Origin of the sequence: Anaerovorax odorimutans DSM 5092 (assembly GCF_000426305.1) — a bacterium.
GTDB classification, from domain to species: domain Bacteria; phylum Bacillota; class Clostridia; order Peptostreptococcales; family Anaerovoracaceae; genus Anaerovorax; species Anaerovorax odorimutans.
This window is the reverse complement of record NZ_AUFC01000016.1, coordinates 1-25818: the sequence shown is the minus strand read 5'-3', so window position 1 is coordinate 25818 and position 25818 is coordinate 1. Positions and strand designations below refer to the sequence as shown.

Annotated in this window: 28 protein-coding genes and 1 pseudogene; 16 read left to right on the top strand and 13 right to left on the bottom strand. The window is 28.9% G+C overall.

Going from position 1 to position 25818, the window contains the following annotated elements:
* Positions 1-6: 6 nt before the first annotated feature.
* From K292_RS0107080 to K292_RS0107060, 5 genes are all read left to right on the top strand, one after another.
* On the top strand, positions 7-306 hold the full coding sequence (locus K292_RS0107080) for a hypothetical protein (protein WP_027399253.1): 300 nt from the start codon (positions 7-9) through the stop codon (positions 304-306).
* Between the two features lie 3 nt (positions 307-309).
* Positions 310-1203, top strand: coding sequence for a signal recognition particle-docking protein FtsY (ftsY, locus tag K292_RS0107075; protein WP_027399252.1), 894 nt, complete (start codon positions 310-312; stop codon positions 1201-1203).
* Between the two features lie 154 nt (positions 1204-1357).
* Positions 1358-2683 carry a ribosome biogenesis GTPase Der gene (der, locus tag K292_RS0107070; RefSeq protein ID WP_027399251.1) on the top strand — a complete coding sequence of 442 codons (1326 nt, stop codon included), beginning with the start codon at positions 1358-1360 and terminating at the stop codon, positions 2681-2683.
* The gene (plsY, locus tag K292_RS0107065) at positions 2676-3266 is read left to right on the top strand and encodes a glycerol-3-phosphate 1-O-acyltransferase PlsY (protein WP_037372758.1); all 591 of its coding nucleotides are present in this window, start codon (positions 2676-2678) and stop codon (positions 3264-3266) included. Before der ends, plsY begins: the two co-directional genes overlap by 8 nt.
* A 21-nt stretch (positions 3267-3287) precedes the next feature.
* Complete coding sequence (locus K292_RS0107060; protein ID WP_027399249.1) at positions 3288-4295, top strand: NAD(P)H-dependent glycerol-3-phosphate dehydrogenase; 1008 nt, start codon at positions 3288-3290, stop codon at positions 4293-4295.
* A 250-nt stretch (positions 4296-4545) separates the two neighbouring features.
* On the opposite strand, the gene ilvA is transcribed toward K292_RS0107060, so the two are convergent.
* Complete coding sequence (gene ilvA / locus K292_RS0107055; RefSeq protein ID WP_027399248.1) at positions 4546-5784, bottom strand: threonine ammonia-lyase; 1239 nt, start codon at positions 5782-5784, stop codon at positions 4546-4548.
* Between the two features lie 343 nt (positions 5785-6127).
* Between ilvA and K292_RS0107050 the strand changes: the two genes are divergently transcribed.
* From K292_RS0107050 to K292_RS0107025, 6 genes are all read left to right on the top strand, one after another.
* Positions 6128-6616, top strand: coding sequence for a hypothetical protein (locus K292_RS0107050; RefSeq protein ID WP_027399247.1), 489 nt, complete (start codon positions 6128-6130; stop codon positions 6614-6616).
* Positions 6617-6643: 27 nt separating this feature from the next.
* Complete coding sequence (locus K292_RS0107045; RefSeq protein ID WP_027399246.1) at positions 6644-6853, top strand: hypothetical protein; 210 nt, start codon at positions 6644-6646, stop codon at positions 6851-6853.
* Positions 6854-7146: 293 nt separating this feature from the next.
* Positions 7147-8502: a tRNA (N6-isopentenyl adenosine(37)-C2)-methylthiotransferase MiaB gene (miaB, locus tag K292_RS0107040; protein ID WP_027399245.1), complete on the top strand. Its 1356-nt coding sequence runs from the start codon at positions 7147-7149 to the stop codon at positions 8500-8502.
* 60 nt (positions 8503-8562) lie between these two features.
* The gene (locus K292_RS0107035) at positions 8563-9099 is read left to right on the top strand and encodes an RNA polymerase sigma factor (RefSeq protein WP_027399244.1); all 537 of its coding nucleotides are present in this window, start codon (positions 8563-8565) and stop codon (positions 9097-9099) included.
* Between the two features lie 154 nt (positions 9100-9253).
* Entirely contained in the window at positions 9254-10033 is a 780-nt protein-coding gene (locus K292_RS0107030; protein WP_027399243.1) for a LytR/AlgR family response regulator transcription factor, read from the top strand.
* 76 nt (positions 10034-10109) lie between these two features.
* Positions 10110-11366, top strand: a complete 1257-nt coding sequence (locus K292_RS0107025; protein ID WP_027399242.1) for a sensor histidine kinase — start codon at positions 10110-10112, stop codon at positions 11364-11366.
* On the opposite strand, the gene K292_RS18240 is transcribed toward K292_RS0107025, so the two are convergent.
* Together K292_RS18240 and K292_RS16330 are read right to left on the bottom strand one after the other, a co-directional pair.
* A complete protein-coding gene (locus K292_RS18240; protein ID WP_084145925.1) occupies positions 11355-11492 on the bottom strand; it encodes an AgrD family cyclic lactone autoinducer peptide in 138 nt (45 codons plus the stop codon). The genes K292_RS0107025 and K292_RS18240 overlap by 12 nt on opposite strands.
* Positions 11479-12069 (bottom strand): accessory gene regulator ArgB-like protein, encoded by a 591-nt coding sequence (locus K292_RS16330; RefSeq protein WP_051280470.1) that lies wholly within the window; start codon positions 12067-12069, stop codon positions 11479-11481. The genes K292_RS18240 and K292_RS16330 overlap by 14 nt, the downstream gene beginning before the upstream one ends.
* A 783-nt stretch (positions 12070-12852) precedes the next feature.
* On the opposite strand from K292_RS16330, the gene K292_RS0107010 reads away from it, so the two are divergent.
* From K292_RS0107010 to K292_RS0106990, 5 genes are all read left to right on the top strand, one after another.
* Positions 12853-13869, top strand: coding sequence for a permease (locus tag K292_RS0107010; RefSeq protein ID WP_245570838.1), 1017 nt, complete (start codon positions 12853-12855; stop codon positions 13867-13869).
* A gap of 25 nt (positions 13870-13894) precedes the next feature.
* Positions 13895-14302, top strand: coding sequence for an arsenate reductase ArsC (locus K292_RS0107005; protein WP_027399240.1), 408 nt, complete (start codon positions 13895-13897; stop codon positions 14300-14302).
* 118 nt (positions 14303-14420) lie between these two features.
* Positions 14421-14654, top strand: coding sequence for a thioredoxin family protein (locus K292_RS0107000; RefSeq protein ID WP_027399239.1), 234 nt, complete (start codon positions 14421-14423; stop codon positions 14652-14654).
* Between the two features lie 13 nt (positions 14655-14667).
* Positions 14668-14991, top strand: a complete 324-nt coding sequence (locus tag K292_RS0106995) for a carboxymuconolactone decarboxylase family protein (RefSeq protein WP_027399238.1) — start codon at positions 14668-14670, stop codon at positions 14989-14991.
* Between the two features lie 130 nt (positions 14992-15121).
* Positions 15122-15436 (top strand): zinc ribbon domain-containing protein, encoded by a 315-nt coding sequence (locus K292_RS0106990; RefSeq protein ID WP_027399237.1) that lies wholly within the window; start codon positions 15122-15124, stop codon positions 15434-15436.
* 305 nt (positions 15437-15741) lie between these two features.
* On the opposite strand, the gene K292_RS0106985 is transcribed toward K292_RS0106990, so the two are convergent.
* From K292_RS0106985 to K292_RS19625, 10 genes and pseudogenes are all read right to left on the bottom strand, one after another.
* Positions 15742-16164 (bottom strand): hypothetical protein, encoded by a 423-nt coding sequence (locus tag K292_RS0106985; RefSeq protein ID WP_027399236.1) that lies wholly within the window; start codon positions 16162-16164, stop codon positions 15742-15744.
* Between the two features lie 22 nt (positions 16165-16186).
* On the bottom strand, positions 16187-16912 hold the full coding sequence (locus K292_RS16325) for a peptidoglycan recognition protein family protein (RefSeq protein WP_051280468.1): 726 nt from the start codon (positions 16910-16912) through the stop codon (positions 16187-16189).
* 2 nt (positions 16913-16914) lie between these two features.
* Positions 16915-17265: a hypothetical protein gene (locus K292_RS0106975; protein ID WP_027399235.1), complete on the bottom strand. Its 351-nt coding sequence runs from the start codon at positions 17263-17265 to the stop codon at positions 16915-16917.
* 11 nt (positions 17266-17276) lie between these two features.
* The gene (locus K292_RS0106970) at positions 17277-17585 is read right to left on the bottom strand and encodes a hypothetical protein (RefSeq protein ID WP_027399234.1); all 309 of its coding nucleotides are present in this window, start codon (positions 17583-17585) and stop codon (positions 17277-17279) included.
* Between the two features lie 390 nt (positions 17586-17975).
* On the bottom strand, positions 17976-21413 hold the full coding sequence (locus tag K292_RS17815) for a tail fiber protein (protein WP_051280466.1): 3438 nt from the start codon (positions 21411-21413) through the stop codon (positions 17976-17978).
* A gap of 13 nt (positions 21414-21426) precedes the next feature.
* Positions 21427-22221, bottom strand: coding sequence for a hypothetical protein (locus K292_RS0106960; protein WP_027399233.1), 795 nt, complete (start codon positions 22219-22221; stop codon positions 21427-21429).
* Positions 22222-22261: 40 nt separating this feature from the next.
* Positions 22262-22750 carry a hypothetical protein gene (locus K292_RS0106955; protein ID WP_027399232.1) on the bottom strand — a complete coding sequence of 163 codons (489 nt, stop codon included), beginning with the start codon at positions 22748-22750 and terminating at the stop codon, positions 22262-22264.
* 562 nt (positions 22751-23312) lie between these two features.
* Entirely contained in the window at positions 23313-23414 is a 102-nt protein-coding gene (tnpA, locus tag K292_RS19545) for an IS66 family insertion sequence element accessory protein TnpA (RefSeq protein ID WP_408605247.1), read from the bottom strand.
* Between the two features lie 407 nt (positions 23415-23821).
* Positions 23822-24481 (bottom strand): hypothetical protein, encoded by a 660-nt coding sequence (locus K292_RS0106950; protein ID WP_027399231.1) that lies wholly within the window; start codon positions 24479-24481, stop codon positions 23822-23824.
* 1185 nt (positions 24482-25666) lie between these two features.
* Positions 25667-25818: pseudogene (locus tag K292_RS19625) on the bottom strand (IS256 family transposase); the annotation flags it as partial.

The following is a 25818-nucleotide window of genomic DNA, read 5'->3' as shown; positions in this document are numbered from 1 at the left end:
TAATTAATGCAGGATATAAAAACTTTAAACCGTAAATGGTTGCAAATAGCGGCGATTTTATTTATAATTGCTATTGTTTTTTTAATACTTGGATTTTATAATACTGTATTTACATTTTTAGGTATTAGTACAATTATTATTTTTTTTATAATTGCAAGTAAATATATTAGATGTCCAAACTGTGGCAGAAGTAGAGGTGTAAGGATATACTTGTTTAATCTGCTTTTCAGCGATAAAGAAATTAACTGCCCTTATTGCGGTGAAAAATTAGAATGTAATGATTTAAATATAAAGAAAGGATTATGATTTATGGCTTTTGGTATTAAAAAGTCCCTTTTCGGACGATTACAAGAAAAAATAGATAAGGTAATTTTCGCAAAGGGTGAAGTGGATGAAGAAATGCTTGATGAATTGGAGGAAGCTCTTATTACATCAGATATAGGCATGGATACAACTATGAAAATTACTCAAAAACTCAGAGATGATATTGAAAATATGGGACTTAAAGATCCTAATGTGGTAAAGAATCAAATTAAAACAATTATAAAGAATACAATAGATAAAGGAGATGCACATAAGCTTTGCAGAGAAACTCCCCTTATTATTTTAATGATAGGTGTAAACGGGGGAGGCAAAACTACTTCAATTGCAAAGATTGCAAAGAAATGCAAAGATGAGGGAAAAACAGTATTGCTTGCAGCGGCAGATACGTTCAGAGCAGCAGCAAGTGAGCAGCTTGAAATCTGGGGAGAAAGAGTTGGCGTTAACGTTATCAGACATCAAGAAGGAGCAGACCCCTCAGCAGTTATTTTTGATGCTGTGCAGTCTGCAAAATCAAAGGATATAGATGTACTTATATGTGATACAGCAGGAAGACTGCAAACAAAGAAAAACCTTATGACTGAGCTTGAGAAAATGAATAAAGTCATATCAAGAGAGTGGCCTGAAGGTCATAGAGAGACTCTTTTGGTTTTAGATGCGGCAACAGGTAAAAACGCTATTTCACAGGCAAAGGAATTTGGAGAAATAACGGAGATCACAGGTATTGTGTTAACAAAACTGGATGGCACCGCAAAAGGCGGAATTGTTATTACCATATCAGATGAATTTGAAATGCCTGTTAAATTTATAGGTGTTGGCGAAGGAATGGATGATTTAAAGGAATTTGATCCTAAAGAATTCGCAGAAGCAATCTTTGAATAATAAGTTTTATTATGTAAGAAATATTAAAAAAAGCACATTAATAATCGGCAGAATTCAGATTATTAAACTGCCAATATGTGCAAATAGAAATCTTTAATTTCGTATTTACACTTTTTTATAAGATCTATTTTAATAATCTAAAGGAGAAAAATGAATGTCGAAACCAATTGTAGCTGTAGTTGGAAGACCCAACGTAGGCAAATCAACATTTTTTAATAAAGTAGTAGGAAGGAGAGTTTCCATTGTTGAAGATACTCCTGGTGTAACAAGAGACAGAATTTATGCAGAAGCAGAATGGAACAATATTTCTTTTGCCCTGATAGATACAGGAGGAATTGAGCCTGACAGTGAAGATATAATTTTGTCACAGATGAGAATGCAGGCAGAAATTGCTATGGATATGGCAGATGTAATTCTGTTTATGGTAGATGGAAGAGCAGGAGTAACTGCATCTGACAGAGAAGTTGCAAACATGCTTATGAGAACCGGTAAAGATGTAATACTGGTTGCAAATAAAATTGATACTCCAAAGCTTCCCGAAGATTTTTATGATTTTTATGAACTGGGGCTTGGAGAACCTATTGCCATTTCTGCATCAAATATGTTAAATCTTGGAGATGTGCTTGATCTAATAGTTGAGAAATTTCCAAAGGATCAGGATGATGAAGATGATGATACAATAAAGATAGCAGTTATCGGTAAACCTAATGTGGGAAAATCTTCTTTAATAAATACATTGCTGGGAGAAGAGAGGGTTATAGTCTCCAATATTGCAGGAACGACTAGAGACTCAATAGATACACCTTTTACAAGAGGTGATGATAAATTTATTTTAATTGATACAGCAGGAATAAGAAGAAAGAGTAAAGTAACAGGAGATATAGAAAGGTACAGTGTAATCAGAGCTATTGCAGCAATAGAACGCTGTGATGTATGTCTTTTAATGATAGATGCTGTAGAAGGAGTCACTGATCAAGATAAGAAAATTGCAGGAGTGGCACATGAGGCAGGTAAGGGAATTATAGTTGTTGTAAATAAGTGGGATTTAATTGAAAAAGATACTAAGACAATGAATAAATTTCAAAAAGATATAGATATGCAGCTTACTTTTATGTCTTATGCTCCGTCAGTATTTATTTCTGTATTAAATAGGCAGAGACTTAATAATGTAATAGATATGGCAAAATATGTGGCTGAAAAGCGGGCACTTAGAGTTCCTACAGGGCAGTTAAACAGTCTTATTGCTGATGCAACTATGATGAATCAGCCTCCTTCCGATAAAGGGAAGAGATTGAAAATTTATTATTGTACACAAGTGGGAGTAAAACCGCCGCTTTTCTCTTTTAAAGTAAATAGCAGAGAGCTTATGCATTTTTCATATGCCAGATACCTTGAAAATAAAATAAGAGAAGGATTTGGATTTGAAGGAACTTCTATAAAGTTTGTTTTCAGAGAAAAGGGGGAAGAGACTTATGTCTAATGTAATCATACCGATTATATCAGTTATCGTCTCTTACTTTCTAGGTAATATTTCTCCTGCAATACTAATAGGCAAATTATACGGTATTGATATAAGAAAGCAAGGCAGTGGAAATGCAGGGACTACAAATGTGCTTAGAACTCTTGGTAAAAAAGCTGCGGCAGCGACCCTTTTCATCGATATTTTCAAAGGTGTTTTAGCAGTAATAATTGGTAGATTATTAGGTGGAGAACAACTTGCAGTAATATGTGGATTAGCTGCATTTATTGGGCATATTTGGCCTATGGCATTTAGTTTTCGAGGAGGTAAAGGTGTTGCTACGGGAATAGGCATCATACTTACTGTAAATTATATTTTAGGAATTATTGTAGCAATTATTGCATTAGCTGTTATGGCAATAACAAAGAGAGTATCGGCAGGATCAGTAATAGGAGCAGTTTCATTACCTATAGTATCATATTTTATTTGTCCTCAATATCTTCTTTGGCTTTGTATAATGGCTGTTATTGTAATTATAAAGCATCGTGAAAATATAAAAAGATTATTAAAAGGTGAGGAACCTAAGTTTAGTTTCAAAAAATAAATGGGTTAAAAGGAGATTGAAATGTTTAAAAAAATTGCTGTAATCGGAGCAGGGAGTTGGGGAACAGCACTTGCAATCAGTTTAAGTAATAAAGGTCATAATGTAAAAATTTGGGATATAAATGAAGAACATATTAAAGAATTAGAAGAAAACAGGGAAAATAAAAGATATCTTCCCGGAATAAAATTTTGTGATAATTTGAGGACAGCAGAAAATATACAAGAAGCAATAAAAGACGTTGATATTGTATTGTTTTCAGCACCTGCGCAGCATTTCAGAAATGCTTTTGAAAATGCTTTGCCATATTTAAAGCCAGAAATGGTCTTAATTAATGTGGCTAAAGGAATTGAGCAAAAAACTCTCATGAGGCTTTCTGAAATTGCATTTGAGAAACTACCTGATGCAAAATATGTTGTATTGTCTGGACCATCGCATGCTGAAGAGGTGGGACTTGCAATGCCTACAACTGTTGTTTCTGCGTCTAATGATTTAAAATTGGCAGAATATATACAGGATGTTTTTATGACAGAGAGACTGAGAGTTTATACTAATTTAGATGTTATTGGAGTTGAATTAGGAGGTGCCTTAAAAAATATAATAGCCCTCGGTGCAGGTATTTCAGATGGAATGGGTTTTGGAGACAATGCAAAAGCCGCTATGATGACAAGAGGCATCACAGAAATATCCAGACTGGGAGTAAAGCTAGGTGCTAAGATAGAAACTTTTTCAGGTCTTTCAGGTTTGGGAGATTTAATAGTTACATGTACAAGTATGCATAGCAGAAATAGACGATGTGGCATTATGATTGGAGAAGGAAAAAAACCAAAAGATGCAATAAAAGAAGTAGGAATGGTAGTAGAAGGCATGTTTACAACAGAAGCTGCTTATGAATTAGCTAAAAAAGCAGGTGTAGAAATGCCTATTACAGAATGTATCTATAATGTGATAAATGAGAAAATAGATGCAAAAGAAGCAGTAAATAACCTTATGACAAGACAAAAGAAGCATGAGACAGAAATCTTTTTTTAAATAAGAGTTTTATTAATTTTATAATTTAATGTAAAATATTTATATGAAAAAATTATGTGAATGTAAAACTGTATTAAAAAGTGCCAGCAAGTTGCTAGCACTTTTACCATTGATTAACAAAAGACTTATTTTATAGTAATGTATCATAAAAGGAAATCTAAGCAATACGCTTGTACTTTTATAGTTAATAGATTCTACAGGTTATTATTTGTTTTGAAATATTTTAAATTTTTAATCCCTATTTTATCAATTAATATACGCGGTGTATTGTGAAACCGTTATCTTCAAGGGATTCAAATATTTGTTTAATATGATCGTGACCATTTGTTTCAACTGTTACTTCTAAAACAACCTTATTGGAATATCTGTCAATAGCTTTAAATTGATTATGTTCAAGCTCTATTACATTAGCGCCGTTTTCAGCAAGCAGTTTAGCTACTTTAACTAACTGCCCTGGTTTATCAGGAAGTTCTACTCCAAAGCACATAATTCTGCCTCGGCTTGTCAAACCTTCATTTATTATTGAGGATATAGTTACAACATCAATATTACCGCCGCTGACAAGACAAACTATATTTTTATCAGGCTTTGCTCTTTTTTTAAGTGCTGCAAGAGGAACAACTCCTGCTGTTTCTGCTATCATTTTATGCTTTTCCAAAAGAAGAAGAACATTTTCCATAATATCTTTTTCTGTAACTGTGATTATTTCGTCTACATATTCTTTTACAAATTCAAAGGTTAAATTTCCCGGTTGTTTTACAGCTACACCTTCCGCACTGGTTTTTACATCATCTAGTCTTGTTATTTTACCTTCGTCTATGGATATTTTCATAGACATGGCACCAACAGGAACTACGCCTATAACTTTAACTTTAGGTCTTATAGCTTTTACCGCTGCTGCAATACCGCTGATTAAACCGCCACCGCCGATTGGTACAAGAATTTCATCTACATTATCAAGTTCTTCAAGAATCTCAAGGCCTATTGTTCCTTGACCGCATAGAACATCATAGTCGTCAAAAGGGTGAACAAAGGTATAATTATTTTCTTCTGCAAGCTGCATTGCTTTGCCATAAGCCTCATCATAAACATCACCGTAGATTAATACATCTGCTCCATAAGCTTTTGTAGCGTTAACTTTTAATAATGGGGTTACATTTGGCATAACAATTGTGGCTTTTATATCTCTTTGCTGAGCTGAAAAAGCTACCCCCTGAGCATGATTTCCCGCAGAAGAAGCAATAATACCATTTTTTGATTCTTCTTCTGTCAGATTTGAAATTTTATTATATGCACCTCTGATTTTAAAAGAACCTGTTACTTGAAAATTTTCAGGTTTAATGTAAACATTACAGTTATATTCCTTACTGAAAAAATCACTTAAAATAAGAGGTGTAGGTTTGATAACACCTTTTAAATTTTCTTTTGCTTTTAAAATACTTTCTTTATGATTTAATGCGAGGTAGTGAGTTATTTGTTCTGTATTCATGAAAAACCTCCGTATATTTTAAATTTATAATTATATTACAGTTTAAATCTTTATTTAATTTTGGTCAATAAATAAATTATATATTATTTTAAAAATTATATATAATTTTTAAAATAATGTCACAAAACCTCTTCTGTTTCGGTTATTAATATATAGAAACAAAAGAGGTTTTATTTTATAAAAAAATAGAAAGGAGTAATTATTATGAATAAAAAGATTTTTAGAAATATGCAAATTTTGCATAAGAAGAACTTGAGAGTAAATTGGTTAGCATCAAGTTTAATAAAGTGAATTTTGTTATAAATCATTTATAATGTAAGTTTAAAGAAAGAGAGAATTTTCTATGAAAAAAAATATATTTAATTTTATATTATACGTAGTAGTAGCTTTTTTATTAGGAGAAGTATTATTATTTATTCAAATAAAATTTAAAGATGAACAAATGGGAATATTTAATTTTAAAGAAAGTATTTTAATGTTTATATTATCAAGTATTTTAGCAGGTATTTTTTTTGTAGTTATAATTATGTTGAATAATAAAATAAAAAATTCGTTTAAACATGGGAAAATTTTAGGCTTAATTGGTGTATCTGTAATTCCTTTAATTTGGATAATATTAATAATCTTATCTTTAACTGGTATAAGTAAAGAAGGTTACTCTAATTTTATATTATCTAATTTAATTTTTCTTTTTTCTGATGAAAAGATATTATCTTATTATTTAATATTATTAACTATTATAACTTTTAATAATTTTATAAACCATGCGCATGGAATATTTTGTGAAAGGGGGTCTATAGAAGATAATCTTCAAAACGCTATTGATAAATAACTAAAAAGAAAGAAAGGGTTAAAAATTATGAGAAAAACAATTAGTTTAATATTAATGCTTTTAATGGTTCTGGGTTCTATAAATATAGTGTTTGCAAGTGAAACTACTATAAATGAAAATTTATCAAATGAACAACTTTCAAAAGATAAGCAACTCATTAAATCAGCAAGTGATGTTCAATTTACAAATAATTATTTAAGCAAAATGGCTTTCTATGATACATTGGATTTATCGTAGAAAGTCATTTTCTTTATCTTAAATTTAAAGAGTTTTTATAATAAAATTTGAGATTTTATGCATTAATCTTTAATTATATGAGGTTGAAATGCCACGACTCTGCATTTTATATGAAGAGTTTAAATAATTAATAAATTTACTGTTTTTAAAATTATTTATATATGGTAAAATTGTATACATAATACATAATTTCTTAACAGTATGCAACAAATTCCTTTAGAAGCCTTGAAAGTAATGAAAATTTCATATATATTAAAACAGTAGAACAAATAGAAATGAGGATTTATATATATATGGAAGACAATCGTGAAAAATTCTATTCTATAGTTACATTAGGGTGCCAAATGAACGAACACGATTCAGAGATCTTAGCAGGAATGTTGGAAAAGATGGGCTATGCAGAGAATAAAGGCAAAAATGATAAAGATATAGATATTGCAATTATTAATACTTGCAGCGTAAGAGAAAATGCGGACAAGCGTTTTTTTGGAATGCTTGGACAGTTAAAAAAATCTAAAGAAAATAATACAAATATGGTTGTTGCAGTCTGCGGATGTATGATGCAGCAGCAACATATAGTTGATACTGTGAAATCAAAATATCCTTGGGTTGATTTGGTATTTGGTACACATAATATACATGAGTTTCCTAAGTTGCTTACGAATATTTTAAGTGAAAGAAAAAAAATAATAGATGTATGGGAAGACGGATGTGAAATTATAGAGGGGTTGCCGTCTAAGCGGCTTTATCCTTTTAAAGCATTGGTTGATGTTATGACAGGATGTAATAATTTTTGTACTTATTGCATTGTTCCTTATACAAGAGGAAGAGAAAAAAGCAGAAATATGGAAGAAATTCTGAAGGAAGTAAGAAATCTGGCAGCAGATGGAGTAAAAGAAGTTATGCTGCTTGGACAAAATGTTAACTCCTATCAGGGAACAACGATTGATGATTCTGGAAACCATATTAAAACGGATTTCGCAGATTTAATATATAAGATAAATGATATAGAAGGTATAGAACGTATACGTTTTATGACTTCTCATCCAAAGGACTTATCTGACAAACTAATTCAGGCATACGGAGACTGTGATAAACTTTGTAATCATATTCATCTGCCTGTACAGTCAGGAAGCGGTAATATTTTAAAGAGAATGAATCGAAAATATACAAAAGATGATTATTTGCTTTTAGTTAAAAAACTAAAAAAGACAGTACCTGAAATAGCCATCACAACAGATATCATAGTAGGTTTTCCAGGTGAAACCGAAGAAGACTTTAATGAAACTTTGGACTTAGTAGGAAAAGTGCGATATGATTCGGCTTTTACATTCCTCTATTCCATAAGAAAAGGTACACCGGCAGAATCTTTTAAAGATCAGGTTCCTGAACATGTCAAACATGATAGGTTTAATCGTTTGGTTGATTTATTAAACGGTATAACTTTAGAAAAGAATAAAGCCTATGAGGGTAAATTGGAAAAAGTTCTTGTTGAGGGATCAAGTAAGACTAACAATAAAACATTTACAGGAAGGACAGAATCTTCTAAGATTGTTAATTTTCAAGGAAATAAAGATATGGTAGGTAAAATAATAAATGTAAGAGTTAAAGAAGGAAAGACATTCAGTTTGTTTGGGGAAATTGAGTAATATTAAAAAACTTGAGCAGTAATTATGTCTTATATTTGAAATAAAGATATGGGGAAGCATATGGACGTACAGTATGATGAGAGTTTTTTTATTGAAAATATAGCTAAATATCATGAATCAATTTATCGATTTATTTATTCCATTGTATATGATAATCATTTAGCTGAGGATTTGACACAAGATACAATGGAAAAAGCTTGGGAAAAAATGCAGCAGCTTAAAGATCCTAAAAAAGCCAAGGGATGGCTCTTTACCATAGCAAGAAGAGAAGTTGCCATGTATTACAGAAAGCATAGATTAAAGAGAGAATATAAAGAGAATCGTGAATTACTTATAGACGATGTAGAGGATATTGAAGTTAATATAATAAACGTACTAGAAGAATTAGAACAAAATAAGATGGTTTTAAGAATATTGGAGTTATTAGATGAAAAATATAGAAGAATCATAAAAATGCATTACTTAGATGAATTGAGTTTAAAAGAGATAGGTGAAATTTTAAATATAAATTATAACACGGTAAGGACTAACTGTAGCAGAGGCTTAATAAAAATCAGAGAATTATATGATCGACAACAGAAGAAAAGATTATACTAAGTATAAAAATAAATAAAAAGATTGATTTTGGAAAATGCTTTTTTAAAATATTAAGCATTTTTTTTATATTTTTGAAACATTTTGTCATAATCTGCATCCTATTTTATAGGGTTAATTATAATTATGTGTGCGTTATAGAAATAGAGGGAAAAAATTGTTAAATATTTTAATTATTGAAGATAATTCGGAGGAGATAAATTACTGCTGTCATATAATTAAGAACATATTGGAAAATTGTGTTATACTTAAAGCATATAATGCAGAAGGTGCACTTTATTTAATGAATCAACATAAAATAGATATATTTTTTATTGATGTGGAGCTTCCGGGCATTAATGGTTTTCAACTGGCGGAAAAAATCAGAAAAAATCCACAATACATATTATCATATATTGTGTTTGTAACAGGATGCAGTGTTAATCAAATAGATATTCATAGAAAATATCATCATTACGATTATATAGACAAACCGTATACTTTAGAGACCTTTAAAAACAGGATCGAACCTTTACTTATGGAATTAAGTTTTCAAAAAAGCAAAAATTTTGGCAGAAATATAAGAAAAAGTACTAATGCTCCTATAAAAGATAAGATGGTCTTAGTTGAAACAAAAGAGGAAACTTGTTTTATAATTTTTAATGATATATTATATGCAGAAACCAAAGGAAGAAGATTAACATTACATACAAAGCATACTATTTTCACAGATTTAAAAGCCAATATGGAAACTTTTATAAAAGATGTAAATAGTGATGCTTTTTTGCGTTGTCATAAATCATATGCTGTGAATGTAAATAATATTTCCATAATAAAAAATATGGGCAGAAGATTATGGCATGCATATTTTAGCCGAAATCTAAATTGTTATTGTCCTATTAGTGAAACTTATTATGATGAATTTCGCAGTCAATATTTAAAAATAATGGAATTTTAGTTTATACTTATTATTAGGATTAATATGCAACTTGTTCAATGATTGCAAGTCGTATCATATGTAGGGGGTAAAAAATATGCCAATTTATATTTGTTTTTGTGCCAGTGCAATTGAAAGTTTTACATTATATTTTATTCGCAGACTGTTAGATAAAGAAAATTCTATGCCATATTATAAGATCGCGATTTATGTTATTGTTGCTGCTTTAGCGACAACAATAGCAGACAGAATCCATATGCCATTTCAATTTATGTTTTCTGTGATCATGGATATAGTATTATTATCTTTTTTGACAAAAAGGAAAATTAATATTTTGTTATTAGATATTATAAATTCATGTAGTATAAATATATTTGTGGAGTTTATAGCTACTATTATAATCGGACACTTTTATGGTAATATTTTAGGTAATTATTATTTATTGTTTTTTATGCTATTCTTATATTCTGCTATATTTTATTTTGCTGGGAAAAATGAAATAATATCGAAAAAGGTACAAAAATTTTATTTAAAATACAGAGAAATTATCGTATGGATCTCTTTGAATGTATTCTTTTCTATATTTATTTTACTTCACCTATGGGATGATTTGGATGAAGTGTTCTGGGGTCAGCAATGGAATCTTTTTTTTCTTGTAATAATAATTTATGTATCCAATGTAATATTACTAATTAGTATCTGTGTCAGAAAAAAGCAAGAAGAAAAAATAAGTGCATATCAGGAATATGGCGAATATTTAGAAGAGATGATGCAGAGACTTTCCAGTAGGCAGCATGAATTTGCAAATCAGATAAATGTAATGATGGGTTTTGCTCAGATAAAAAAGGGAGAAAATTTATCCAAGTCTATTTTAGAATACGGTGAAAGAATACTAGATGAGAAAAAACAGAAAGAGAATAATGCTATTATTTGTGATGACAGTATGATAGCGGCAATGCTATATCGCAAAAAGACACAAGCAGAAAAAGAACAGATTGATTTTGAAACTATGATTGAAAAACCTTTTCCCGATTACCCGGTATCCCCTTATGATTTAGTGGAACTTATTGTGAATTTAATAAATAATGCTTTTGAAGCAGTGGCTGGTCTTGATACTAATGAAAGAAAAGTTTTTTTGAAAATGAATAAAGGCATTATAGAAGTGATAAACACTATACCTGAAAATTTTGAAGATTCCTCTATTGTAAAACTCAGCAAGTTGGGGTATTCCACAAAGGGAAATCAAAGAGGGTATGGGCTTTCTAATATAAAAACTATAATTGGTAAGTATAATGGTAATTTGGATATATGCAGGCAGGATAATATGATTATCTTCACCGTGCTATTTCCATAATTCCTCTGGGCATTCCGGCTCATACCACATGTGGAAAGTAGCAGTAGTAGTTATCATATCAGCAGCTGCTGTAAGCATCAGTGCCAGAGAACAAAATATAAAATGAGTAAATTTAAATTTTTTCATATGAAAGACCCCTTTCTTTTTTTTGTTTTATATAGGCAACCATAAGCTGGAGTGCCTGTAAAGCGAAAACCCATACTCCGCATTGAAAGTAAGTTGAATGTTTTATCAGTAATAATAAGAAGATGGCTATTACTGTGCTGCCTAATATAGCAAGCATTTTACACCTTTTGTATTTTTCTTTTGATACAATAGGACGTTTTCTCGTTGCTATTGGAGAAAAAATCCAAATTATTACTACAGATAAAACGAGCAGTACTATATATGTCATTAAGGAAATTTTCAGTTTAGGCAATAATACTATGGCTAATAAAAAAAACATAAAGCTGAAAATGAAACAAGTTATGTTTGTCTTCATATGTAAGCCACCGGAATTAACACGTACAGGAAGAAGAATAAGGAGACAAAATATATATAACTTGGCTTGTCCTAAAAAATAATAAAATATGAATAAGATTATCATTTTTATTAATTCATTAAATATAGCTTCTAAAGCATAGTTTACCTTTAAAGTATCTATATGACTTAGATTAGTTTCTTTTTTAATTTTTTCTGTAATTGTATCCGATATTTTTCCCATATTCTCACCTTGTAAAATTTTCTATTTATTTTACATATATAATAACAGAATTAATTGAATTTTTAAACACTTTTTGCACAAGTTGCCATATACGTGCACAAGTTGCCATAATTTTTATACATAAATTACATATATAGCTATATTTTATATAAAATTACATAAGAATACAATAAAAATTAACTAATTTGCTGTTAAATTTTTTTCATTGTTTGAATTTGCCTTTATGAATTATAAATGATTTCAGTATTACTACTAAATAGTAATATGAGAAATATTAGGAGCTTTATTTGTTTGAATGTGACTGAATCATTCATTAACAATAGTTCTTAATAACTGGCATATTTAACTTAAATATAACCGGATATAATTCAATATGAGTTAAAAACCCATTATAAGACTGTTTCTGTATAGGTAAAATATATAGAGACAGTTTTTTAGTATTTAAGTATGTATGCATGATATTGACGAAATATTAAAAAATACACTGATAAGATAGTAAATTATTAAACTTTAATAGTAGTAAACATAAATTTATGGAGATTATAATAATAGATTCGTAGATATATAAGTAGACATAGCTTAATTGAGGTAACAATCTGTATAGTTTTATTATTAATTAGGTTAAAAAATAGAAATTAGAACCCTATTAGGAAAAATATATAGTTCATTTTTATAAAAATAAGAAAATTAAATTTTTATTTTAATAGATATATTGACATTCATCTATATGAGTGTTATTATATAGAAAATCATCTATATAACATATATAAAGGAGTTAATAAAATGCAGATGATAGAAAATATTTTTGGGTGGTTCAATTCTCAAATATTAGTGATGGAATGGTTAAAAGATTTAGTAAAAATTTTGGTAGAAGATGTATTTGGATTGTCTACTTCTGAGAGGCTTGGAGGAAGTATTCATTTCTTCATTTATGATTCTATTAAAATTTTTATTTTGCTTATGGTTTTAATATATGGAATATCCTATATTCAAAGTTATTTCCCACCGGAGCGTGCAAGAAAAATATTAGGAAGTATGAAAGGAATCAAGGGAAATATAGTAGGGGCTCTTTTAGGAACGGTTACACCATTTTGTTCGTGTTCCAGTATTCCACTTTTTATTGGATTCACAGGTGCAGGACTTCCAATTGGGGTTACATTTTCGTTTTTGATTTCATCTCCATTGGTGGATTTGGCATCGGTGCTGCTTTTGGCTAGTATTTTCAATTGGAAGATTGCCATTGCATATGTTGTCGTTGGAATTATATTAGCAGTTATAGGAGGAACGATTATAACAAAACTTTCCTTAGAAAAATATGTGGAATCTTTTGTTTACGGGGCAGGACAAATTGAAAGTGAAGAAGAAACTCTAACGAAGAAAGAGAGAAGAGATTTCAGCAAAAACCAAGTAAAAGATATTGTAAAAAGAGTATGGCTTTATATTTTCATTGGAGTAGGAATTGGAGCAATTATTCATAATTGGATACCTCAAGATATAATAGAGATGATTTTGGGGCAAGATAAATGGTATGCTGTACCGTTAGCAGTCTTTGTGGGGATACCAATGTATGCAGATATTTTTGGAACCCTTCCTATAGCAGAAGCATTGGTGATGAAGGGTGTTGGTCTTGGAACCGTATTATCCTTTATGATGGCAGTAACAGCATTATCCCTTCCTTCTTTAATTCTTTTAAAGCAAGTTGTAAAAATGAAACTGCTTGTTATATTTGTATGCATTGTTTCCATAGGAATACTAATTATAGGTTTTTCATTTAATTATTTGGGTATTTTATTAGTATAGAATTTTAAGATAGGAGAGAATACATTTGAATAAATATAAAGTTGCATTTATTTGTGTGCATAATTCATGCAGATCACAAATAGCAGAAGCTTTGGCAAGGGAGTATGCAAAAGATGTTATTTTAGCATTTTCAGCAGGAACAGAAATTAAATCTGAGATAAATCAAGATGCAGTAAGGATGATGAAAAAATTATTTAACATTGATATGAATAAATTCCAATATTCTAAAAAGATAGAAGATATTCCTAATCCTGATATTGTAATAACAATGGGATGTAATGTCAGTTGTCCTGCAATTCCTTGCAGTTACTCAGAAGACTGGGGACTAGATGATCCAACAGGACAAAGTGATGAAGTTTTTACTGAAGTGATAATGGAAATTATGGAAAAAGTTGAATCTTTGAGAGAGAGACTGTTAAGGAAAAGCTTGTAAAGAGGGAAATTATATCAAAAATATTTATTGCATAATAAAACTTACTTTCGACCATGTAAATATTTTATTTTATAAAGTTATATTTTAATTAAACTTAAAGCTTAGGAGGAGTAGAAAGATGGATATTAAGGTTTTAGGAAGTGGATGTAAAAAATGCCAACAGACAGAAGAATTGGTGAAAAAGGTAATAAGCGATCTGTCTATAGATGGCAATGTTGAAAAAGTAACAGACATAAAAGAAATTGCAAAATATGGAGTTATGTTAACACCTGCAGTTGTTGTGGATGGTAAACCTGCCATTGTAGGAAAAGTACCATCAGAGAAAGAGTTAATACAATTATTGAATAAATAATAAGGAGTCAGTTATGAGGATGTTAGAAGAATTTTTTCCGGAATTTACTCAAAAACTAGATGAAATAGATAAATTGTATGAAGAAAAAAGAAAGATTGATGAAAAAACTTATCAATTTATATGTTTTGCACTTTCAATAAAAGGAAGATCAAAACCATGCGTGTTAAAGCATTTTAAAGGAGCATTAGAAGCAGGAGCCACAGTAGAGGAACTTTCATATATATTTGCACTTACAATGAGAGAAGCAGCAGGAGCAGATGATTGCTGGACACATGATGTGTTAGGCGACTGGCAAGACATTATTGCCGGCAATATAGATTGCAGCTGTTCAAAGTGATTAAAAAGTAAATCATGTAAGATTCTTTATAAGTAAGCGTAAGATATATTTTTAAATTATAAATATATTTTACAGTATAAATAAAAGATGATATATTAATGTATATCATCTTTTATTTATGGGGGAGTAAATGAATTATTTTAAAGGTATGATTAAATGTTCTTGCTGTGGTAAGAATTATAATTTTAAAAATAATAATAACCAATACGAATATATCTGTCAGACTCGCAAAAATTACGGAAAGTCAAAATGCAATTCACAAATAGTGAAAGAAGAATTTCTTGTAAACATAATATCACAACATTGTAATATTTTAGATAAAGACTTTACAATGGGTAAATTAAAATTATTTGTAAGGTTCATTGAAGTAGATGATAATGATATTTTAATCTATTATAAAGATGGGACTGTATCAAAAGTAACTCCAAATAAAATTGTCTTTTAAGAAAATTAAAATAGAGCATCAGATTATATATGTAAAAAGTTATAGTTTGTTTAAATAAAGATAAAAGTTTATAAATAATATAAAATAATAAATTTTTAATTTTAGGTCTAAAATTTTAGCAAATAAGTACTTAAAATGATGGGGAAGGGGGTAATAATTATTAAATTATATTGAAATTTCAACGTTTTTTAGCATTTTGAATATAAAAAAGCAAAAAATATAGTTTTTTATTGAAATTTCAACGATTTCATTAGTTTCTAGGTCTAAAATATTTAATAAAAAGAGGTAGTTTACACATTGAGTTTTTATTGCTTTGCTGCTTTTTTTAACATCTCTTTGCAAATAGTATCAATATAACTATTACCACCAATATTACTATATATATTGTGTTGTTTTATTAAATTCTCACGTTCATAGATTGGAATACTATCTGATTCTAAATATTTATAATATACTTTTGTTATATTATTCCTTAATATGCCTAGTAAAGCTTGATTTTGTAATTCATTTATAATCTTTAATTCTTTACGAGTCTTTTCATCTTGTTTGATATGTTCTACTAATGAATTATGTATTTCTAAAATCATTTTTTCTTGTTCAGTTTCCTTTATTTTATGCCTTATAAATTCTAAAAACCATTTTCTAAAAGGTTTTATAAATATTAATATACATCCAAAAATGCCTGATATATATCCTGCGAAAGTAGCAATATTTTCTAATATTCCCATTATATTTTATCCTTTGATTATATTATTTTATTAGATCATATAATCTTTTAAATAATATTGCCGCTTGTTCTCTTGTCACGAAACTTCTGTAATGTTTCCAACCGTTTTCATCACCAGTAATTAATCCATTATTTTCAGCCCAGATTCTCTGCTCTTTACTCCAACTAGAAGGCTGTTGTGAAGCTAATTCATCTAAATAGTTATTCATCATTTCATTAAATTTATCTTGAGTCATTTCATCCTCCTTTAGACGTTCTTTAAAATTTATCCATTGACTTTCATCTGCAACAAAAGGCTCAGGGCATATTTTGCCTGTTATATCGTAATGCCTGAACACATTACTGATAGGTATACCATACTTATTCATTAATATTTTACCTAATTCTATGGCATTAGCTTGTGTAGACTCTGTAATTACATATTGCCCATTTACTTTATCTGAACACATTTCAATACCAATACTATTGTAATTAGTCACAATATTTTTCATTGAAGCACCGCCATTTGTATACTTCTGGTTATCGCCACAATGCCAGGCTGTATCTGAATCATTTACCACCTGTACAACATTATTTTTATCTACAAAATAATGTGCTGAAGCACTGCGATATGTTGACTTAAAATAATTCGCATTTCCTGCTGCTGTATCTCCATTATTGGCCGTGTAATGAAATACTAAATACTTAATATTGTTTCTGCTACGTCCGGAAGAATAATTAATTGTAGTTAAATTTGTTGTTAAATTCACCACTACGCCTCCTTAATTTGTTCTGTAGATTCAACAATTGCTTTAGCTTTTGTATTGCTTTCTAAATATACTTTCATTTCTAAAACTGCTGTTTCAATTAAATTATTAATAACAGAAGCACTCAAAAGTAATTTTGCTGTATTAGGCAGTTTTTCATATAACCATGATGATACTGCTGAATATTTTAAATCTCCTGTTCCGCTGCCAAATTTTTGCTCTGCTAAGGTAACTAAATATAATAATATTTTACTTGCTTGAGATTTATATTTATTTTCTAAAAGTAAAATACAACATACTATAGCTATTAAAATAGTTAATATAATTATAAAGTTATCATATTGTATAAAATTCATGTATTTACCTCCTAACAGTCTCTTTCAGTAATGGGCTTTGTCCCTAGTGATGGTTTATCCGGCCAATTGTTATTTTTACTTAAATTTTCAAATAAAGCTTTTGTTCCAGCTACTATAAAAACAGCTATAATATCTGTTACAACTATCTTTGATAATGACTCAGCAATTTCAGTTTTTCCAGCCCATGCAAGAGCATAAGATTGATCAATCCAGCCAGTTGATTTATATAATAAGCCAACTACAATTATATTTGTAAAGGTAAATTGCTTAGAGAACCAACAATATACTCTTTTTATATAATCTTTCACTTGTATTCCCATATAATCACCTCTTTTTTATAAATAAAAGTAGTGGCATAATGTGTATACGCCACTACTAAAAATTGAAAATCAAAGATTTAGGTTTGTTAAACACTAATTTATATTTATCATATTACTAAAAAACAGCCCTTATTGGCTGCTTTGGACTAAATTAATATTTAATTCTAATATAATATTATTAATGTGAATTTTAAGAATTTTATCTACTGCACTAGATAAAAATTGATAACTCAATAAATATGTAGTCCCCTATGAACTATTACAGGCTGCTGGAAAAATCTATGTAACAAAAAATAGTAAGAATCCACTTTGTACTATTACAACATACTTATATAATCTTGAGTAATTTTAAACTTTCCTTTATATAGACAGTTACTATGCTTTTTACTTCTAATTAATTTTTGCAGATATATTATTTATTATTTCATTTCGTGTGTTTCCATCATCATCAATTTCATGTTGACTACTATAATTATTAAATATATTAAATGCAATTACAATTTTATTACAAACGGATAAATATATTCCTGTTTTACTTGCCGAAAAATTATTATTTATAATATGAGTGTTGTCACATTCAATTAAGTTTAAGTCGTTCCTACCATTTATAAATGTACAGTTACTTACAAGTATTGATTCGACCTGATAAAAAATTATACCGGTATGACATTTATAAAAACTACAATGAGTTATTTCACATTTGTAAGCTCTTACAAATATTTCTGCTTTATCGCCTATATTATCACCATCATTAGCATTACCATATATATATACATTTTTTAATTGGAAAGAATCGCAACTACTTGAAACATCTATTAAAGGAGCTGTGCTACTTCCTGTTCTATTTAAGATAGTTGAATCACCATTGCCTTCAATATTTATATTTGGTTTGTTTATAGCAATTTTTGAAGAAATATTATATGTTCCGTCAAGAATCACAATTTTACCACCATTTGCAGGTAAAGCTTGAATTGCATTATTTATTTCTACTTGGTCGTCTACTCCATAACATAAATAATCGCAATCATTAGAAGTCCATCCTGCCGTTGATGTTCCTATTACAAATCTTGAAGTTTTAACAGGTTTTAAAGGATTACCACCTATTGTTATACCTTTAGCAACATCTAATACACCTTCCCAAGTACAAGTAAGTGCATTACTTCTTGCTGTATCACTACTACCATTACCAATTACAAAAGCATTATCTGTATCTACTTTTGAAGTTGCTGCACCTTGTGCTATATTATACTCGCCAATTACGGTTTGAGATTTACCTTGTGCAATGGTCCAAGTATTTTGAGCATGAGAATCTTGTCCACTTGCAACGGTTTCAAAACCTTCAGCATGTGAAGCATATCCATTTGCTTCTGTAAAAGCTCCTTCCGCATGAGAAGCTATTCCATTTGCTTTTGTTTGATTTGCTTCAGCATGAGAATTATCACCTATTGCTTTTGCAAAAAGACCTTCAGCATGTGAACATTCTCCACTTGCCATAGCACCATCTCCCATAGCATAAGAGAAATGACCACTTGCTGTAGAACCATTTCCTCCTGCATGAGATTTCATTCCACTTGCTATAGTATAATTTCCTTCAGCGTGTGAAGATTCTCCACTTGCTTTAGTAAAGGTACCTTCTGCATGTGAATCACTTCCACTTGCTATAGCACCATCTCCTTCAGCATGAGAATTCGTTCCACTTGCTATAGTATAATTTCCTTCAGCATGTGAAGATTCTCCACTTGCTATAGTATTTATACCTTCTGAGTGAACTGGATATTGTGTTGTTGATGGTTTAATTGCATATCTCCAACTTGAACTTATAGAGTCAGTTGTTTCCAAAGTTACAATTAAACCATTTATTGCTGTAATTTTAATGTTTTCTATTGCATATGCATTTGATCTTTTTATATTTAATAAATCATTAACATATAATCCATTTACTTTATTAAGTGTTATAGTTTTTGTTGAATCGTCACGAGAGATAATTTCATAAGTTCTTCCGTGACATCCTAAGTTATACTCACCTTCAACATGTGAATTATTTGTAGATGCAACATTTTTTTCTCCTTCAGCATGAGAACCATCACCACTTGCTATAGTATCTATACCTTCAGCATGAGAAGCTATTCCATTTGCTACTGAATAAGAACCTTCAGCGTGTGAAGTCTGTCCATTAGCTTTAGTATTTTCTCCTTCTGCGTGAGAATTATTACCACTTGCAATAGCACTTTCTCCTTCTGCATGAGAAGATTCTCCACTTGCTGTAGTTGTTACTCCTTCTGCGTTGGCATAGTTTCCTGTTTGTATACAAGATATTGATTGTTTATGTAGAAATACATTTTCAACATGATTATCAATTTTAACTTTATCTTCACTACTCATTAATCCACTTGCACTTGCACTTGCATTAGCAGTAGTTGTAAACAAATTACTTTGTTTTGTTCCTGTTGTAGAAGCATTCGTACCATAAAGATTAATAGCTTCATAACTTAATGCTTCACTTCCACTGCCAGATGAACCTACAGTAAGTGCAACAGAAGTTACTGATAAATTTTTTACATTTATAACACCATGTGAAAGATTTTGATAATTAATATTTAAAGTTCTGTTTGTCGTATAAATATCACTTGCAATTAATAAATCTTCATAAAATGTTAAAATTTCATTACTATCTACTGGTGAAGTTATAGTTATTGTGTAATTACCAAATACTTTAAGATTAACTGGTGTTAAAAATCTATTATGCTTACAAGCATTAATTGAAATATTGCTGTTAATAGTAATAGTAGCAGTGCAATAAATATTTTTTATACCAACAGTTCCATCTTCTAAAACATTTACAAGTTCATCAAGTGTTGAAACTTCAAATATGGTTTCATTAATACCAAGTGCTTTTATATCATCTTTTGTAGCTAAATTTATAGTTTCTCCATCACCTTTTAATATTCCAGTTAATGTTGTTTGTGTTGAATCATTTATTTTATTACCACCATTGTCTTGACCATATAATTTACTCCAAACAGAATTATTATAAATAAGCCAATCCTTAATATTGTAAGTAACATCATTAATAATTCCCGCATTGGAAATGATCCAATAATTACCTTCTTTAGGGTTAGCAGGGGTTGTGCCTCCACTAGCATCCCATGTGCTTATATATTTTAATGAGCCTAAAATACTTGAAGGTATTTGAGTATTTGAGAGTTTCCCATCTGAATCTAAACTTGCAACTCCATTTGCAATACCTTTTTGATTAATATTTATTCTATTATCTGCCACACTTTTTAAAGCCTTTGGTGTAATTGCTTTAGTTTCATCTGTACTGTCTGTATCATTACTCAATTGAACTATACCAGCTTGTGTTGTACTGGCACTTTGAACTAAGGCGCTAGCCAATACAAATACATTAGAAGTTAAATCATAATATACTAATGTAGGCTGCTTTGCTTTTAATTCTCCAACAGCAATATCTGAATATGTATTATTAGTTACTTCTTTAATTGGCACAGATAGAAAATTATTAATTTGTAAAGTAGCTATATCAGTGTTATCTTTATTAGGTATTAAGAGCAAAACCATTTTATCAAACATTTCTGTTATAGCACTGTTTTCAACTCTGTAGTTATTCGCAGCAGGCATAGTTGTATTAGCTACAAACAATCCATGCTTAAGTAATTTATATAACTCAGTATCAAGCTTCTGTATGTTTGAATCATTTCTTGTCCCTAGATCCAAATCACGCCAATCTACGAATAATACATCACTTTGATCACGAGCGATTGTATTAAATTTGAAACGTAGTGTTTCTGTTATATTATTATTTGCCATAAATTCTCCTTCCTTATATGACTACTACCCCATCTAAATCAGATAATTTTTTTGTATCCATCTTACTTATAGTTAAATTATCGTAATCGTTTAATTTACTTAGTTGATATAAATAAATATTTAGAGGGCTAATATCAGTTTTTTTTCCTGTGAACTTTATAATATTTACTATGCCACTCCACATTTGCCCACTTTCTATTAACTTATTTTTCTTAAATATGATTGTACCTGGAGTATAACTAATTAATTCTAAATCAGTACCATTTATATAACCATGTGTAATTTCGTTTTGATTTGTAAATGCACTAAAATCTTTTAATATTAAATTTTCAGAGTTATATTCTACTATAAAGGTAGAATTATCAAAATCCATCATATTATTAACTTTTAAAGAAACATTTACATCTAACCCTTGTTCTGTCGAAAGTAAAAGGATATTATTTTGTCCATCATCTGATCCTATCTCTTCAAGATATTTTACCTTTAATTCATTATTTATATTTCTATAAACAATTTGTTTTCCTCCACCTGTAACTAGGTATTTATCTAAGGCAGCATCAGATGGTGTAATATTATCTATTTTTTCTGTTTTTATATAATATAAATTTTTACCATCTTGGCTAACATTTACTTTAAAATCACTTATTTTATTTTTGATTTCTTCAATAGTTACAGTACTTAATGAAGATGAATTTGCAGTATTTTCAGTTTGAACAGCCTCTAAAGTGATATTTTCTTTACTTTCAAAAGATAAAATATCACTATCTGTATAAATAGACTTTGATAATGCGAATAAATTTTTAAACATAATACATTTCTCCTTCCTTTAAATAAAAGATAATTATCTATCATTTTTGACCTTTGCTATTTGAAATCTTTAAAGTACATGAAGCACCATAATAATTACTGCTTGTTATATCTAAATCATTAATATTAGTTATTACACATTTACCTATTCCCATATCTTTTTTATTGTCAAAAATAGTTTTAATTGTATCAATTATAAAATCATATCTAATGCCATAATCTGTTTTCAATAAATCTTTAGGGCATATGGCATTAAAAAGAATATAACCTGTATAGAAATTATTACTATTATCTGAATAGAAATTAGAAAATATAGATAAAACTGAATTTGTTTCTACAAAGAAATTTTCTGCTATTTTATAAGGATAAATATATGTATATAATGTATCTTCTGTATCTTCTGGTCCTATATTAATATTATTAACATGAAAGTCAGATTCGTTATTGATTAATGCTTTAAGTAATAACTCATCCCCTATAAGCTTTGATGTAATAATACTTTTATAATCAGTAATTGTTTTACCAGCCATTAAATACACCTCCTATATCTCATAGTTCTAAATAAAAAATATTTTCTCAAGTATATTCTTGTTGAATACGTAGTTTATATAATATAATAATTTGCAGTAAAATTTTATAGATAAATATTCTAACTAGTCTAATTATAATAATCACCTCCTTTATATAATGAATTTTTTAATTTGATTATATAATTAAAATGCAATATTCCCCTAATTAATATCTTATAATTAAAATTCTATATAAGATATTCTGTTAATGATTTATTGGGAGTAACATATGACATTAGAACTATGATCCTTTCATATTAGAAAAATTATTAATATGACTATAAAACTTTAATTCTTAAGGTTTTCATAAGTTTTTGAAACTTGGACAGCATCAAATATAAGAAAATAAATGTAAATTGTAATCTTGATTATTTAAATACTTTCCTAAAATAAATTTTCATTTTAAATTAAAAACCAGCAACTTTAATGTGCTGGTAATACATATTTATATCTTTCATATTAGATAGTTTGCTAATATATTAGTAAATATTTAAAATTCAATAACTGGATTGTCGACAGTAAACTAGACAACTTTATTTAATCTATTATAGTATGTACTTTTCTTTATCCCATTTAGCCTACACCAAGCACTTATACTCATACCACTTTCTTGTTGCTCTTTAATTTACATTGCCCAATTTTGTAATTGAACCTGCTTTTTAACACTTTTTAAGTTACCTGAATTCATAATTAATAACCTTTCAATAAAAATTTTCATTGAACTTAATTAGATTTAGTTGAAGTTGATTGAATTTTTCTAATCAACTCTAATTAACTTCAATCTACTCAAAAAGTAACAGCAATTGCTATAGTTTTTGCTACTTTTATTATCTATATATTTTTATTTATTGGTAGGTACCCTTAGATTTGACGCTTACTTAAAAAACAGCCCTTGTAGGCTGCCTTGAACTAATTTAATATTTAATCTGTTTTGAATAAGTCACTATTGGTTTTGGGATTAATTCTATCCCTGACCGTTGGTTCTGGAGTGATATAGGTATGTATTGTTTTAAAATTATTCACACTTTTCTCCTATATGTAAAGACCTTCAATTGTGAAGGAAGTAATTCTAGTGTTAATATTTGAATGTACGGTACCTACTAACCATAAATAAACATAATATTCATCATGTGTGAGGAAAGCAGCATTATAATAATCATTAGATACATATAAATAGTTATTATATATAGTCATATTATTTACAGATAGTTCTACAATATTAAAATGAATATAATGTTCTAAAATACTACCATAATCACATGCAGGCTCTTCGCCTGTTCCGTACCATAGATCAAACTCATCATATGATCTAAAACTTTGACAGATACAACCTAAATCAGGATTTAGATGAATTTCGCCGAACATTGACACATCTACAGTTTTGATTGCTGATTTGACTACAGTTTGAGGGTTAATTTGTAAAGTACCGTTAATTTTTATACCATTAGAATAAGCTGTTTTCCCATCTAATATATCTGTAGCTGTTGCTGTTGCGTCTTTCGTAGCGTCTTCTAAAGAAAGTGAAGGTGTAAATGTACCAATATTACCTATTCCGTTAAGATTAGTAAATGTTTTTCCGCTTACCACGTCTTGAGGTAATGCGTCCCCTAATGAGGAACATGGTATTGATATTTGTAATTCATTCTCTAATGATGTGCATGGTACTGTTATTTTTAATTTTGATGTTGTCATTTTATTTTCTCCTTTTTAATCTATTAAAATTTTAGTTTCTCTACCCGTAACATTGGGTATTGATATAGAATCTAATTTATGAATTTGTTCTGTTCCATCTATATTGGGAAATCCAATTATATTTTTATCAATGAAAGCATAGAAATTAAAACCATTTTGAGTTGCAGATGGAAATACTTACATAGGAAGAGTTTAGTGTATTTTTTCTTAACCCCATAATAACTACTCCTTTAATTATGACCTGAAAATATTGCTCTATATTTTCCGTCTCCAGTTACAAAAATGTCTTCTCCACTTCCATCTGTAAAAATAGGAATATTATTAATTATCTCTTATGGTTTTAATGTTATCTCTTCTGTACAGAATGTAAATATCATATCGGAATTGCTATCATTAGAGAAAAAATTTAATAATGAAAATTTATAATTTAAAGAGTCTAAAGCAATTCTTACACTGGTTGCTGTGCCAGTATAAACCTTAGAAAAATTAATGTCTTTTTCTAATAGAAAATTAACACTGAATTTAAAAAGGGTTTCTTGTTTTTAAGCTATAATAAAGATTTCCATCAGGATATAAGATTTCAATTTTTATTTTTGAAAATAAAATTGATATATTTGCCTTTTCTAAGAATAAAAAATTGGACTGAAAAAATACTTTATATTCATAGTTATACTTTAGCTTCGTTTGTTTTATTGTTATCTCTATAATAATCTTCTTCTAGATTATTGAGAAAAGCATGTAGATTGTTCTTTTATTAAATATATTCCAAAAACTGTACTTAATAAATAGAAATATATTAAAAAATAAACTGTATCTAATAGCCAATATCCTGTTATTATCTCTAATATTAAAGGAATAAAAATGTTTACAACTGTAACGAAAACAAAAGTTTTCATAATACATAATACAAAACTTTTTAAATTATTATTTAAAATATAATTTAAAGATACAAAAAAAGCAACAAAAAAAATTGTGAAAGGTAATAATAAGTAAAAGTATTTTGGATTGATATATTTTTTCATGAGTGTATGAAAAAAAGTCTGTAAATTAACTTTCTATGATAAGATTTTAAATGTGGTCGGCTCATTTGAGCTGACCTTAACTGTTTTCAATATATTAAATTTTTCTAAGCATGTCAAGAACATCTTTAATAAAGATGTAATTTATTACCATATTTTGCTGCTTTTAAAATTGGAATCTTTCCTCGTACATAATTGAAAATTCACCATATACCTTACCCCAGTTTTTAAGTGGCTGGCTCCATTTTTTTGTGGCTTGAAGTGTAGCAAGATAAAGGGACTTTAAAAGTGCCTTATCATTTGGAAATACACTTCTTT

What these genes read in the sequence shown, in the direction of transcription:
- K292_RS0107080 (WP_027399253.1), top strand. Translation starts at nt 7, where the DNA reads ATGCAGGATATAAAAACTTTAAACCGTAAATGGTTGCAAATAGCGGCG.
- ftsY (WP_027399252.1), top strand. Translation starts at nt 310, where the DNA reads ATGGCTTTTGGTATTAAAAAGTCCCTTTTCGGACGATTACAAGAAAAA.
- der (WP_027399251.1), top strand. Translation starts at nt 1,358, where the DNA reads ATGTCGAAACCAATTGTAGCTGTAGTTGGAAGACCCAACGTAGGCAAA.
- plsY (WP_037372758.1), top strand. Translation starts at nt 2,676, where the DNA reads ATGTCTAATGTAATCATACCGATTATATCAGTTATCGTCTCTTACTTT.
- K292_RS0107060 (WP_027399249.1), top strand. Translation starts at nt 3,288, where the DNA reads ATGTTTAAAAAAATTGCTGTAATCGGAGCAGGGAGTTGGGGAACAGCA.
- ilvA (WP_027399248.1), bottom strand. Translation starts at nt 5,784, where the DNA reads ATGAATACAGAACAAATAACTCACTACCTCGCATTAAATCATAAAGAA.
- K292_RS0107050 (WP_027399247.1), top strand. Translation starts at nt 6,128, where the DNA reads ATGAAAAAAAATATATTTAATTTTATATTATACGTAGTAGTAGCTTTT.
- K292_RS0107045 (WP_027399246.1), top strand. Translation starts at nt 6,644, where the DNA reads ATGAGAAAAACAATTAGTTTAATATTAATGCTTTTAATGGTTCTGGGT.
- miaB (WP_027399245.1), top strand. Translation starts at nt 7,147, where the DNA reads ATGGAAGACAATCGTGAAAAATTCTATTCTATAGTTACATTAGGGTGC.
- K292_RS0107035 (WP_027399244.1), top strand. Translation starts at nt 8,563, where the DNA reads ATGGACGTACAGTATGATGAGAGTTTTTTTATTGAAAATATAGCTAAA.
- K292_RS0107025 (WP_027399242.1), top strand. Translation starts at nt 10,110, where the DNA reads ATGCCAATTTATATTTGTTTTTGTGCCAGTGCAATTGAAAGTTTTACA.
- K292_RS18240 (WP_084145925.1), bottom strand. Translation starts at nt 11,492, where the DNA reads ATGAAAAAATTTAAATTTACTCATTTTATATTTTGTTCTCTGGCACTG.
- K292_RS16330 (WP_051280470.1), bottom strand. Translation starts at nt 12,069, where the DNA reads ATGGGAAAAATATCGGATACAATTACAGAAAAAATTAAAAAAGAAACT.
- K292_RS0107010 (WP_245570838.1), top strand. Translation starts at nt 12,853, where the DNA reads ATGCAGATGATAGAAAATATTTTTGGGTGGTTCAATTCTCAAATATTA.
- K292_RS0107000 (WP_027399239.1), top strand. Translation starts at nt 14,421, where the DNA reads ATGGATATTAAGGTTTTAGGAAGTGGATGTAAAAAATGCCAACAGACA.
- K292_RS0106995 (WP_027399238.1), top strand. Translation starts at nt 14,668, where the DNA reads ATGAGGATGTTAGAAGAATTTTTTCCGGAATTTACTCAAAAACTAGAT.
- K292_RS0106990 (WP_027399237.1), top strand. Translation starts at nt 15,122, where the DNA reads ATGAATTATTTTAAAGGTATGATTAAATGTTCTTGCTGTGGTAAGAAT.
- K292_RS0106985 (WP_027399236.1), bottom strand. Translation starts at nt 16,164, where the DNA reads ATGGGAATATTAGAAAATATTGCTACTTTCGCAGGATATATATCAGGC.
- K292_RS0106975 (WP_027399235.1), bottom strand. Translation starts at nt 17,265, where the DNA reads ATGAATTTTATACAATATGATAACTTTATAATTATATTAACTATTTTA.
- K292_RS0106970 (WP_027399234.1), bottom strand. Translation starts at nt 17,585, where the DNA reads ATGGGAATACAAGTGAAAGATTATATAAAAAGAGTATATTGTTGGTTC.
- K292_RS17815 (WP_051280466.1), bottom strand. Translation starts at nt 21,413, where the DNA reads ATGGCAAATAATAATATAACAGAAACACTACGTTTCAAATTTAATACA.
- K292_RS0106960 (WP_027399233.1), bottom strand. Translation starts at nt 22,221, where the DNA reads ATGTTTAAAAATTTATTCGCATTATCAAAGTCTATTTATACAGATAGT.
- K292_RS0106955 (WP_027399232.1), bottom strand. Translation starts at nt 22,750, where the DNA reads ATGGCTGGTAAAACAATTACTGATTATAAAAGTATTATTACATCAAAG.
- K292_RS0106950 (WP_027399231.1), bottom strand. Translation starts at nt 24,481, where the DNA reads ATGACAACATCAAAATTAAAAATAACAGTACCATGCACATCATTAGAG.